Raw genomic sequence first — 12,929 nt, 5'->3', positions numbered from 1 at the left:
GGCGGAACGGAAAACGGCGCGCGGGAGTCCTTTCCCTCCGGAAAATCGTCACGCAGGAGAGTTCCGGTGGAGCACGGTTTCGTGTTTCAAAAGGGCCCAGCGAACATGTTCCCTAATCAGGGGTGACGGATCGTCCATCCGGGATGCCAAGGTTTCGAGGATTTCGATGGATGGGGGCGCGTTGCCCAAAGCCACCGCGATATTTCTGATCCAGCATTCGTAACCGATGCGGCGTATGGCGGAACCTTCGGTTTTTTGCAGGAACGTCGCTTCGTCCCAGCGGAAAAGTTCGATCAGACCGGCGGTATCTAGGCCGTGACGTGGCAGGAAATCCGTTTCCTCCGTCAGGCGCGCGTAGCGGTTCCACGGACAGACGAGCTGGCAATCGTCGCAGCCATAGATTCGGTTACCCATAGCGGCGCGGAATTCTTCGGGAATCGGCCCGCGCAGCTCGATGGTCAGGTAGGAAATGCAGCGCCTTGCATCCAGGCGATATGGCGCGACGATGGCTCGGGTTGGGCAGATGTCGATGCAGGCCGTGCAGCTTCCACAGTGGTCGCTTGTTTCGGAGTCGACAGGCAAGGGGAGATCGGTATAGATCTCTCCCAGGAAAAACATCGAGCCCGCGTGGCGGTTGACGAGATTCGTGTGCTTGCCGATCCAGCCGAGGCCGGCTTTGGCGGCGAGGGCTTTTTCCAGCACCGGCGCGCTGTCCACGAAGACACGGTAACCGAAAGGGCCGACTTCGGCCGCCACGCGCTCGGCCAGTCGCTGCAAGCGTTTGCGCAGCACCTTGTGATAATCGCGGCCGAGGGCGTAGCGGGAGATGAACGCGGCGCCGGGCTCTTCCAGCCGTTCCCGGACCGCGGTCCTCTCCTCGGGCAGATAATCCATGCGCACGCTGATGACCCTTAGCGTACCTGGGACGAGCTCGTCCGGACGGCTGCGCTTGGTTCCGTGTCGTTCCATGTAATCCATTTCCCCGTGAAACCCGTGTTTCAGCCAGTCCTCAAGCCGCTTTTCGGCTGCGGACAGGTCGGTATCGGTGATGCCGACTTGCTGAAAACCGAGCTCTCGGCCCCAGGTCTTGATTTTCGCGGCGAGCGCGGAGTAATCGGGAGCGGACGAAGTCACAGAAGTGTGGAGACGGTACGGCGTTTAAGCCAGAATGTAAACGGAGCAAGCGTAGTTTAGATACAGCTTACTGGGTTATGAGCGAACGATACAGCCGAAGTTTCCCGAGAGACCTTTATCGCGCCGAAGACGTGCGCGCGATGGATCGTTATGCGATCGAGACAGTCGGCATCCCCGGCATCGAATTGATGCGCCGCGCCGGCGCGTCAGCCTTTGCCGCTTTGCGCCAACGCTGGCCGGAAGCGCGCACGCTGTCGGCCATTTGCGGCAGCGGCAACAACGGGGGAGATGCCTATGTGGTCGCCCGCTTGGCCCACGACGCAGGCATGGATGTGCGGGTCTATCCGGTTGCGCCGCCAACGAATTTGAAGGGCGATGCGCTGACCGCTTACCAGGATTATCGGGCAGCGGGCGGCGAGACATTGGATTTTATTCCGGCCGATTTCGAGGGCGCGGAAGTCCTGGTCGACGGGATTTTCGGAACGGGCCTGGATCGGGAGGTCGGCGGGTACTACGCGGATGTGATCAAGGCCATCAACCGGTTTTCCGGTCACGTGGTGGCACTGGACATTCCCTCCGGACTCCATGCGGATACCGGCTCCGCGCTGGGTGTCGCCGTCAAAGCCGATTTGACCGTGACTTTCATCGGTCTCAAGCAGGGCCTCTTTACCGGCGAAGGTCCGGAATACGCCGGCGAGATCGTATTCTCCGACCTCGATACGCCGCCGGAAGTGCGATATTCCGTCAAGCCTTCGGCCATGCTGCTGCCTCCATGGGAGCGAGGTTTGCCGGCGCGTCCACGCCATGCTCACAAAGGCCATTTCGGTCACGTGCTAGTGGTGGGGGGCGATAGCGGCTATAGCGGAGCCGCCCGTATGGCTGCCGAGGCCGCGGCTCGGGTCGGCGCGGGTTTGGTCAGCATCGCCACGCGGAAATCTCATGCGGATTTGCTCAACCTGACCCGTCCGGAGCTGATGTGCCACGGCGTCGAAACCATCGATGACCTGCGTGCGCCTTTAGAACGCGCCACAGTCGTCGCTATCGGCCCAGGGCTCGGACGTTCGGAATGGGCCAAGATGCTGCTCGACGCGGTTTTGAATACCGATTTGCCGATCGTGGTGGATGCCGACGCGCTGAATCTTCTGGCGGAAAGTACCCGAACCCGGGACAATTGGGTTTTGACGCCACATCCTGGAGAGGCGGCGAGGCTGCTCGGCGCGACATCTCAGGAAATACAAAAAGACCGGTTCGATGCTGTTCTGAAACTTCAGACGAAGTTCGGCGGCGTGATCGTATTGAAAGGCGCCGGGAGTTTGGTCTGCGGCCCGGATCGATTGCCTCGTGTCTGCACCGCTGGAAACCCCGGCATGGCCAGCGGCGGCATGGGCGATGTGTTGACCGGCGTCATCGCGGGACTCCTGGCACAAAGACTAGATCTTTTCGATGCCGCATCCCTGGGGGTGCAATTGCATGCCGCGGCTGGGGACGAGGCCGCAAAAGGCGGGGAGCGGGGACTCCTGGCCTGCGATTTGATGGATCCGTTGCGCCGGTTGATCAATTTATGAGGGTGATGCTTAAGGACGAGGCGGAAACGCTTGCATTGGCCGAGCGCGTCCATAGTGCCCTGCCATCGGGGGCTCTCGTCTTTCTCCATGGAAACCTCGGTGCCGGTAAGACCACCTTTGTGCGAGGCTGGCTCCGGGCTGCAGGCTTTTCGGGGCCGGTGAAGAGCCCGACTTTCACGCTGGTCGAAGAGTACCCGTTCGAGGACCGGATCGTTTACCACTTTGATCTGTACCGGCTGAACGACCCGGAAGAACTGGAATGGACGGGCTTCCGGGATTATCTTCGGGCGGACGCCGTTTGTTTCGTAGAATGGCCGGAGCGTGGCGCGGGCCTTTTGCCCCGGGCCGACCTTGAGATCCGTCTGGAAATATCGGGTACTGGGCGCATCGCGGAGATATCGGCCGGTACCGACCGCGGCGCAGCGGCGCTAGCCCGGCTGCACGCCGAATAGCCTTTTCTTGCGGTTTTCAGCAGCTCGGACTATGTTTGCCCAGAGCTTTCACGCTGGGCAGTTTTATTCATCAGAACATTTCCCTGATCCGACTCGAAGCGGCGGAGCTGAACGCTCGTCCTTCATGGAGACAAGCTCGGAGGAAGGGACGCCGGCGAGGATTGAAACAAAACGAGCACACGAACCATGGAAAAAAAAACGTTGATCACATGGTTGGCACTCACATTCTGCGGCTACGCGCCTTTGCTTCTGGGCGCGCCGGTACAGATGAACGCCGTGAAATTCGAAGCCGCCGCGCAGAAGTCGCGTCTGATTTTCGATTTCTCGGCGGCGCCGAAATATCGCATTTCCCGGACAAGCAAGCCGAATCAGCTGCAAATCGATTTCGAAAAGATTTCCGTGTTTGGAAAGCTGGGGCAGCCGCCGGCTTCCCATTCCCTGATCGTGAAGCTCATTCCCATCGAGGGCAAAGCCAAGGATAGTCCGAGGATTTTGCTTGATCTCAAACGTCCGGCGGACTACAAGGCTTATGTCACCCCAGTCAAGGGAAGTGTCCGTTTGGTACTCGAACTGACCCCTGCGGCCGCCAAGACAGGAAAAAAAGCGGCTTCCGCGGTGCCGGTAAATTCAGCAAAACCGAAAGGCGCCTCGGCGCCACCAAAAGCGGTCGCAAAGCCGTCTTCCGTCAAGTCCGCAAGCTCGGCGGGCCCAGCGAGGCCTGTCCGTTTGTTGAAGCCAGCGCCGGACAAGGTGCGGGTGGTTGTCATCGATGCCGGTCACGGCGGCAAGGACACCGGGGCCATAGGTCCAAACGGAACTTATGAGAAAGACGTGGTGTTGGCGATCGCGCGCAAGCTTGAACGGCTGATCCGGGCCGAGCCAGGCATGCGGGCGGTCATGGTGCGCAACGGTGACCAGTTCGTCGATCTGCGCGAGCGGGCGGAACGCGCGCGCAAAGCAAAGGCCGATCTGTTCATTTCCTTGCACGCGGACGCTTATGTCAGCAACGACGTAAAGGGATCTTCCGTGTTCACCCTTTCGGAACATGGCGCATCCAGTGAAGCCGCGCGTTGGCTGGCGGACCGGGAAAACGCCGCCTTAGTGGGCGGCGTTCAGCTGAAGGGTAAGGACAAGATCCTAGCCTCGGTGCTGCTGGATCTGTCGCAATCGGCGACGCTCGAAGCCAGCAATCGCGCGGCTGCAAAGATATTGGGAGAACTGAAAAAGGATTTCCATCTTCACCATCGCGATGTGCAAAAAGCGGGATTTGTGGTGCTCAAGTCGCCTGACGTACCCTCGGTACTGATCGAGACGGCATTCATTTCCAATCCCGATGAGGAGCGCAATTTGCGCAACCCTAAGCATCAGGACAGGCTGGCCCGCGCTATCTTCGACGGCATCCGCAGTTATTTCGCCGAGATTCGGCCGATGGTGCCGGTCGACCTGCGTGTCGCCGACGCCCAGGAAAGTGTCGCGGAATCAGACGGCAAGAAGCCGGTTGCCAAGAAGTAACGCTCTATCGGAAGAGTCCGTGGCTTTCGAAGTCTGGTTCCCTCAAATGGGCCGGATCGCCTTACGATAAAGCCCATCCCGTCACCCCGGCTGGGATTGCCGGGGTCCAGTGACTACGGATGGTTGCGAGCGTTCACAATCCCTGTGAACTGGATTCCGGCAATCCCTGCCGGAACGACGGCTCAGCGAAATTGGTAAAAGACCTGACTCCCGGAAATGCCAAACTTTGCGAGTTCCCTGGCAGAGCTAGGGGTTTTCTCGCGAGCAATAGAGCGCTTGCGCCAGGTACCGATTCGAGCACGCGGGCTTTCATCGGTCCTCCATTTTCCCGAGAATAAGTGGCCTACCGAATCCGGACCTCCGGATTTGGTCTAAGCGCAAAATCTTTTCTCGATTCGTCAGCCCGGTCCGCCATGCCTATTCGCGTTCTCCCTCCCCAATTGATCAACCAAATCGCCGCCGGCGAGGTCGTCGAGCGCCCTGCGTCGGTCGTGAAGGAATTGGTCGAAAACGCCTTCGACGCCGCCGCGCGTTCGGTGGATATCGAAGTGGAGCAGGGTGGTTTGCGCCTGATACGCATTCGTGACGACGGCTGCGGTATCGCTCGGGAGGAGTTGCCGCTCGCTCTGTCTCGGCATGCGACCAGTAAGATCGCGAGCCTGGAGGATCTGGAGCGGGTAACCAGCATGGGCTTCCGGGGCGAAGCCCTGCCCAGCATCAGTTCCGTAGCGCGTTTGACCGTGACCTCGCGGACCCGCGGCGAGCGCTGTGCCTGGCGCGTCACGGCGGACGGCACGGGAACCGATTTTGACGTACAGCCGACGGCCCACCCCGAGGGAACGACGGTGGAGGTTCGTGATCTTTTCTACAACACGCCGGCGCGGCGTAAATTCTTGCGTTCGGAAAAGACCGAGTTCTCCCATACCGAGACGCTGATCAAGCGCATGGCGCTGAGCCGGTTTGACGTCGGGTTTTCCTTAAAGCACGATTCGCGGACGGTATTGAACCTGCGGCCGGCGGAGACCCAAGCCGAAATCGAGCGACGGCTCGGCCTCGTGCTCGGCGACGCATTTTTGGAGAACGCGCTGACCGTGGAGTTTTCTGCCGCGGGATTAAAGCTTTCCGGTTGGGTAGGGCTTCCGACCTTTTCCCGCAGTCAGGCCGACATGCAGTTTTTCTATGTGAACGGGCGTTTGGTCCGGGACAAGCTGGTGAGCTATGCCGTGAAGCAGGCTTATCAGGACGTCCTTTATCACGGGCGCCAGCCGGTGTACGTGTTGTATCTCGAGTTGGACCCCGCGCTGGTCGACGTGAATGCTCATCCGGCGAAATTGGAAGTGCGTTTTCGCGATTCCCGGATGGTGCACGATTTTCTGTTTCGTGCTTTACACCGGGTCTTGGCCGAGAGCAAGCCAAAGGCCTCCGAAGCCGAGATAACACCTCTTTCGGAACGGAGAGTGGCGGGTGCGGCGGCGGAAGCCAGGTTCACCAAACCCTACCGGCAGTCGGCGTTGCCCTTGCAAGTGGCGGACGCGATTCGAAATTACGCCGATCTTTATTCCGCGCCTCCGGCCAAACCGGAACCGCCACAAGAGCCTAAACCCGACGAACACCTGCCGCCGCTCGGCTTCGCGGTCGCACATCTGCATGGCGCGTTCATCCTGGCCGAGAGCCGCGACGGGCTGATCGTGGTGGATGCTCACGCCGCCCATGAACGCATCACCTATGAAAAGCTGAAGGAGCAGGTCCGCGCGGGATCGGTTCCGAGCCAGCCCTTGCTGCTCCCGGTACGGATTCAGGTCAGTTCGGCCGAAGCCGATTTGGCGGAGGAGGCGTCCGCTCTGTTCGAAACCTTGGGCATCGAACTCCGTCGAACCGGCCCGGAAACGCTCATGTTGCGAGCCTTGCCCGCCCTGCTAGCGGACGCCGACGGCGAGCGTTTGGTGCGCGACGTGCTATCCGATCTCAACCAGCACGGACAGAGCTTCCGAATCGAGCGGTCGCTGAACGAAGTTCTGGCAATCATGGCCTGTCATAGTTCGGTGAGAGCCAACCGCAAGCTGACCGTGCCGGAAATGAATACCCTGCTTCGCGAAATGGAAGCGACGGAGCGCAGCGGCCAGTGCAACCACGGCCGCCCGACCTGGGTCGAACTGAGCCTTAAGGACTTGAACCGTTTGTTCATGCGAGGCCAGTGAGCGAATATATATCCTTTCCAGCGGTTGCCCTGATGGGGCCGACCGCTTCGGGCAAGACGCGGCTCGCGATCGAATTGGCCAAGGCGCTGGACGGTGAGGTGATCAGCGTCGACTCGGCTCTTGTTTACCGCGGCATGGACATCGGCACCGCCAAACCTAGCCGGGAGGAAAGGGGAGGTGTCCCGCACCATCTGATCGATATTCTGGATCCGGCCGAGTCTTATTCTACCGGTCGTTTTCGAGAGGACGCACTCGCCCTAATGCAGGACATCGTCGCACGCGGCAAGCTACCGATTCTGGCGGGAGGCACGATGCTCTATTTCAATGCCTTGTTATACGGGCTTTCAAGCCTGCCTGCCGCCGATCCCGAAGTCCGGCGGCAAATCGATGACGAAGCAGCGCGTTTCGGCTGGGCGAAACTGCATGCGGAACTCGGGCGAGTCGACCCGGTAGCGGCGGCGCGCATTCATCCCAACGACCCGCAGCGTATCCAGCGGGCTCTGGAAGTCTATCGCGTGACCGGTGTTCCGCTGACCGTACTCTGCGCCGAGACCCGGCCACCACCGTTACCGTTCGACGCCATCCGAATCATCGTCGCACCGGCGAGCCGCGAAGCCCTGCACGAGCGGATTCGGCGGCGCTTCTTGGCCATGATTGAAGGCGGGTTTATCGAGGAAGTTCGCGCCCTGTACGAAAGGGGCGATCTCAATCCCGATCTTCCCTCCATCCGTGCCGTGGGTTATCGGCAGGTCTGGGCGTATCTCGAAGGCGAATACGACCGCGACACGCTGATCGAGCGCGGCATCGTCGCCACCCGCCAATTCGCCAAACGTCAGCTCACCTGGCTGAGGCGCGAGAACGACGCCTTGCGGTATGTCAGTGAGGACGAACAGTTAGTCGAGTCTGTGTTGAGGGACCTCACGGCGCGTTTGAAGAGGAGATAAGGGCGATCGCTTCGCACGGTAAACACCGGCTGAGGTGGTAAGAGACCGATACTGCGCTGGATTTTTCCGAATCCCGACGGAACCGGCTCGGGAATTCTGTCTAAAAGACCAAGTGAGATCTCCATGCCGAACCGAAGGGCGGTGACGGATTTCGGTTAAAGGAAACCCGGCATTTCTGCCGGGTCCCCTGCCGCATGCACTGATGTTGGAGGCACAGTAAAACGCGGCGATAGCAGCGTAGCGTATAAAGGGAATTGTGCGCAAGCGATGCCCAGCTCACGAGTTGAAAAATGCTTCCCGCTGTGAATCCATCGCCGCGTGTTCTCCGCGCCGGCCTTCTCCGGCATGGGGCGAAATGGGGAGTGGGTCAACAATCGTTAGGCTGAAGCGGTTGTAGCGGGATCTGGCTACGCACAGAGTCCGGGTAGGGATGCATCGGATATATGGAATAGGGAGTCATCAAGCTCTGATGACTCCCATCTCGGCAAGTTCCCGATATCCATCCTGGAATCCCTCTTAACCCGGATATTTCATCATGAGGAGGGTCGGCACAGCGTTGAAACCCGCATAAAATCAGGTTGCGAAACAGATTGTGTGGGGAGCTGTGCCGATGCCAAATTGTAGCGCTGATGAGATGACATTTGGACGCCTGGGACGGCGGGTCATCGAAGCCAATTTCCGGGGTGGAGCGATCAGTTCCGATGGCGGACTCGTGCTCTTGCGGCAGTTGGATCGACGCCTTGGCTTATCGAAGGCGGTAGCGCAGGCGTTGAACGATCCGAGGGCTCCGAACCGCATCACACATGCCCTGCAAGACCTGGTCGCCCAACGGCTTTAGGGTCTGTGTTGCGGCTATGAGGACCTCAATGATCATGACCGGCTGCGGCACGATCCGCTGCTGCAAACGGCGGTGGGCAAGGTGACGGCTCTGGCCAGCAGCCCGACGTTCTCACGCCTGGAAACCCGTGCCAGCCGTGCCGATGTGGTGGCCTTGAATCGGGTGCTGGTTGAGCAGTTCATCGCGTCCCAGCCTCAAACACCGCGCGAGCTGATCCTCGACATCGACGCCTCCGATGTGCCGCTGCACGGGCATCAGGAACTCGCCCCATTTCACGGCGACTACGATCAGTATTGCTATCTGCCGCTGTATGTCTTTTGTGGTCAAGCGCTCCTGATCTGTCTTTTGCGGCCCAGCCGGATCGATGGGGCGAAGCATTCGGCGGCGGTGATCAAACTGTTGGTGACACGCTTACGGCAGGCGTGGCCGAAGGTTCGCATCATCGTCCGGGGCGATTCCGGCTTCTGCCGGCAGAGGCTCTTGCGTTGGTGCGAACGCCATGCTGTTGGCTATGTGATCGGTGTGGTGCGCAATGCGCGCTTGCACAAGGCCGTCGCGGCTTGGGAAGACGAGCTCAAAGCCGCCTTTGCCGAAACCGGTCTCAAGCAGCGCCGCATTCACGAATTCCGCTACGCGGCCGACTCCTGGAATATCGAACGGCGCATCATCACCTGCTTGGAGTTTGGCAGCCAAGGCGCCAATCCAAGGTTCGTGGTGACGAATCTTGAAGGGAACGCCGACGCCCTCTACGATCCGCTCTACTGTCAGCGCGGAGAAGCCGACCCATTCGATAGGATCGAATGGGAGCGGAAGCCCCGAAGGGGTGAGCCGTAGGGAGGCGGCGAACAAAATCGGATCAAGGAAACACAACTGGACCTCTTCGGCACCCGCGCCAGTGGCCATAATTTTCTCGCCAACGCGCTGCGCCTGCTGTGGGCTGCCCTCGCGTATACGCTGATGCAGCGGCTGCGCGAGATCGCGCTCGCCGGTACCGAGCTGGCGCGGGCAACCGCCGCGACGATTCGGGTGAACCTCCTTAAGATCGGCGCTTCGGTGGTGCGCAATACGCGCCGCATTCCTATCCTCTTCGCCTCGCATCATCCCCAGCGTGAGACCTTTCTCGTCGCCGCCCGTATCCTCGCCACCTGACCCGGTCCGAGTGCGGTCCCCGGCACGATGACAAACAATGGGGTAAGGGGGACTTGCGTCGATTGTTCAGAAATCCCTTCGTTTTTGCCCGATCGCCTTCCCTAGTCGCATGCCGTTGACCCAACCGCCCCATTACTCCTGCCCGCGAAAAGGAGCTGATGAAATATCCGGCCTTATGCGGTTGCCACATCTACCCCTTTATTCCGAAAAACCAGTACAGGATGACCCTCTTTTACCCGGTGGCCGAAACCACCCGCGCGCATGCGATCGGCGAAAGCACGTTTCGTTGGGGAGGCGCAAAAGCCTTTCCAGGGCCGGGGGAGGATCATGTCTATCTCTTGTGGCGCTGGCAGGACTGCTGCGCGGGGATATAGCCGATGTCCACATCCTGGTTCCGCCGCCATCCCGTGTTCGCCTGGCCGCTCGTCGCCGTGCTCAACGTCGCGGTCGCCTGGACGCCGTTCGGTCTCGCCTACGGCGATGCGTTCGGCGAGGCCGCGCGTCAGGGCCAGGCGACTGGCCGAGCCGTGGTCGAGGACTTCCGGTTTCCGGACCTGAACGAGCCGACCGGGGCGCTGACCCTGAATCCGGGTACCGGACAGGAGAGCACGTTGCCACTCAAGGACCTCTTCCCCGACTCGGATCAGGGGAACCTGAACGATCTGACCGGACTGTACGGGGACAACGCCGCGACCGTGGCTGCAGGCCTCGACGCCCAAACGGCGCTCAAGACCGAAGCGACTCATACCGGCGAAGCGTACCGGACCGTCATCCACTCGGCCCGTCGCGCCCATCCCGATCTTCGGAAGGATCCGATCTGGACGAAAACCGAAGAGGTGCTCGACAACCATGACCTCTTTGCAAAAACGTTCGCCGATTGCACGGCCAGCACGGTCTTCACGGAGCACGAGTTCGAGGCGCGCCTCCCCGACTACAAGACCTGCCTGCGCGTACCGAACCCGCCGTCCACCTGCACCGCGACGCGGAACTACACCGTGTCGCAGGACACGGTCGAGGTGAAGCTCGGCACGATCGGCAAGCACGACGTGTCCTTCAGCTTCGATCTGAAGAACGGCACCGGTACCTGGTGGAGCGATATCGGCGCGGGCGGCATCGTCGAGGTGCCCAAGCTCGACTACGCGAAAATCTGCGACGCCTCGGCGCCTTACCGAATTCGCCATGTCAAGACCGTGGGATGGCTGGATTCCGGTCTCTGGAGCAACGACGGCGGGTTTCAGGTCGACGATTCGGTCTCGCAGGGCATCGCGCAGATGCCGTCCTGCGAGAACGGGCTGGTAGGCACGTTCTGGCAGCACGACGTCGGTGGCGAAAACTGGGTGATGGCCGCGAAGCTGTATTTCAGCGTCGAGCGCGTCGACAAGGTCGAGTGGCTCTGGTCGAACGCGAAATGTCCCGAGTTGGTCAACGCAGTCCGGGACAACTTGTGTTCGAGCGCGAGCGTAAGCTGCACGAACGACCCCGGCGTTTACAACGCGAAGCTCGATCAGAAGTGCTTTGAATACAATGGTGTCCGGATTTGCGAATCGGATCTGCCAGAGCCGTTGCTGCCACAGATTCCGAAGACGTGCGGCGCGGTCTCGATCAACGCGCAATGCGATTTCGCCGGCGGGGCCGGAACCTGCTGGACCGATAGTGCGGGCGTACACTGCCTGACGCCGGGTGGAGGAGGGCAGACCTGTGAGGACCTCGAGGCCCAGGGCTGCGCCTTTATTCGGTCCGAATGTGTGGACGGTACGGAAGGGGAGACGTCCGGGACCTGCTGGCGGTCCAGCGACCTCTACGACTGCGGTACGACGCAGACCATTCCGACGCTCCGCGGCGCGAGCAAGCAGACCTGTGCCGGTCCGGTCCGCTGCATGGGCGAGGACTGCGTCACCGTGGATCGGACCCAGAGCCAGGATTTCGTGCGTGCGGTGGCCGCCCTCCATGCGAGCCAGCAGATGGCCATGGACACGGTGTGCGAGACCGAGATCAACGAACAGGAAGGGCAGGGCTTCGAGTTCACGACCTGCCAGGTCTTCAAGGGCGAGGCGCGTGCGTGCAAAATCGCGGGCGGCCTGGTCACGCTGGTCGATTGCTGCAACGCGCCGACCTCGACCGGGCTGGGCGACTATATCGATCTGTTGTTCGCCGTCGGACAGTTGGACAGCGCGATCATGCGGCTCCACAAGTCCGATGGTCTGTTTGCCGCCTGGGAAAAGCTTCGACAACCTGTCGTCAACGTTTGGGATACGGTTACCGGGCTCTACGATCGGGCGGTGGACGCGATCACCGGATCGACCCAGGCCGCGGCAAGCACGGTGGCGAAGGAGGGCCTGATCAGCCAGTTCCAGACGATGCTGATGAAGGAGGTGGCGACCTGGGTGGGACAGACGTTCGGGGGCGCAGCGGGGAACTTGCTGTTCAGTGCCGCGAACGGAATGGAGGCTTTCGATGCGTCAGGCCAACTAACCGCCGCAGGCCAAAACGGAGTTCAACTCGGCGGGGGCGGTGCCTATATTGGCACCGCGCTGAACGTGATCATGATGGCCTATACCATCTACATGATCGTGGTCATCGTCGTCCAGATCGTCTTCGAGTGCGAGCAATCGGAGTATGAGTTGGTGGCAAGGAAGGCACTAAAGAGCTGTACCAACCTGGGCACCTATTGCGAGGAGGAGAACGAGTTCGGCGTCTGTTTCCTGCACAAGGAGAGCTACTGCTGCTTCGCGTCGCCGCTCGCGAGAATCCTGCAGGAACAGATCCGCCCGCAACTCGGCATGAGCTTCGGTAAGAAGGAGAACCCCGATTGCAGCGGTATTCCGGTCGAGAAGTTGCAGTATGTCGACTGGTCCAGGGTCAACCTGGACGAATGGCTGGCCATCCTGGCCTCGACGGGTCATCTGCCGGACGTATCGAGCGCCGCCGCGAAACTGAATCTCGAGCGGCTGACCGGTGCCGGCAGCCGGCTCAACGTCGACGGTACGCGCCTGAATACGCTCGACCGCAACCGGGTGAGACTCGACGGGCTTGACGTGCCAGCGATCCGCCGAGAAGCGGAGGAAGAAGGCTGGGCCTTGGGGCCGAAGTGACGTGCGTTTCCTAACCCTGGGGGCAAAGTGAAAGTGAATTGTAAT

At 60.7% G+C, this 12,929-nt stretch carries 8 protein-coding genes and 1 pseudogene; 8 read left to right on the top strand and 1 reads right to left on the bottom strand.

Annotated elements, in window-relative coordinates:
• Positions 1-48: 48 nt before the first annotated feature.
• A complete protein-coding gene (gene queG, locus QEN43_RS07815; RefSeq protein ID WP_026610352.1) occupies positions 49-1,134 on the bottom strand; it encodes a tRNA epoxyqueuosine(34) reductase QueG in 1,086 nt (361 codons plus the stop codon).
• A gap of 77 nt (positions 1,135-1,211) precedes the next feature.
• Here queG and QEN43_RS07810 point away from each other — a divergent pair, with 77 nt between their 5' ends.
• The 8 genes and pseudogenes from QEN43_RS07810 to traN all read left to right on the top strand — a co-directional run bounded on the left by QEN43_RS07810 (position 1,212) and on the right by traN (position 12,884).
• Positions 1,212-2,699: a bifunctional ADP-dependent NAD(P)H-hydrate dehydratase/NAD(P)H-hydrate epimerase gene (locus QEN43_RS07810; RefSeq protein ID WP_026610353.1), complete on the top strand. Its 1,488-nt coding sequence runs from the start codon at positions 1,212-1,214 to the stop codon at positions 2,697-2,699.
• Positions 2,696-3,151 carry a tRNA (adenosine(37)-N6)-threonylcarbamoyltransferase complex ATPase subunit type 1 TsaE gene (gene tsaE / locus QEN43_RS07805; RefSeq protein WP_026610354.1) on the top strand — a complete coding sequence of 152 codons (456 nt, stop codon included), beginning with the start codon at positions 2,696-2,698 and terminating at the stop codon, positions 3,149-3,151. Before QEN43_RS07810 ends, tsaE begins: the two co-directional genes overlap by 4 nt.
• Before the next feature lie 186 nt (positions 3,152-3,337).
• Positions 3,338-4,663 (top strand): N-acetylmuramoyl-L-alanine amidase, encoded by a 1,326-nt coding sequence (locus tag QEN43_RS07800; RefSeq protein WP_051331638.1) that lies wholly within the window; start codon positions 3,338-3,340, stop codon positions 4,661-4,663.
• Positions 4,664-5,076: 413 nt separating this feature from the next.
• Positions 5,077-6,861 carry a DNA mismatch repair endonuclease MutL gene (gene mutL, locus QEN43_RS07795; RefSeq protein ID WP_026610355.1) on the top strand — a complete coding sequence of 595 codons (1,785 nt, stop codon included), beginning with the start codon at positions 5,077-5,079 and terminating at the stop codon, positions 6,859-6,861.
• Between the two features lie 32 nt (positions 6,862-6,893).
• Positions 6,894-7,805: a tRNA (adenosine(37)-N6)-dimethylallyltransferase MiaA gene (gene miaA / locus QEN43_RS07790; RefSeq protein ID WP_051331639.1), complete on the top strand. Its 912-nt coding sequence runs from the start codon at positions 6,894-6,896 to the stop codon at positions 7,803-7,805.
• A 610-nt stretch (positions 7,806-8,415) separates the two neighbouring features.
• A pseudogene (locus QEN43_RS07785) lies at positions 8,416-9,792 on the top strand (IS1380 family transposase).
• 158 nt (positions 9,793-9,950) lie between these two features.
• Positions 9,951-10,166 carry a TraU family protein gene (locus QEN43_RS07780; protein WP_317963912.1) on the top strand — a complete coding sequence of 72 codons (216 nt, stop codon included), beginning with the start codon at positions 9,951-9,953 and terminating at the stop codon, positions 10,164-10,166.
• Between the two features lie 3 nt (positions 10,167-10,169).
• Positions 10,170-12,884, top strand: coding sequence for a conjugal transfer mating pair stabilization protein TraN (traN, locus tag QEN43_RS07775; RefSeq protein ID WP_317963911.1), 2,715 nt, complete (start codon positions 10,170-10,172; stop codon positions 12,882-12,884).
• Positions 12,885-12,929 lie beyond the last annotated feature (45 nt).

This window comes from Methylocaldum szegediense (genome assembly GCF_949769195.1).
Classification (GTDB): domain Bacteria; phylum Pseudomonadota; class Gammaproteobacteria; order Methylococcales; family Methylococcaceae; genus Methylocaldum; species Methylocaldum szegediense.
Note: the sequence above shows the minus strand (reverse complement) of the source record. Positions and strands in the feature narration are given on the sequence as shown.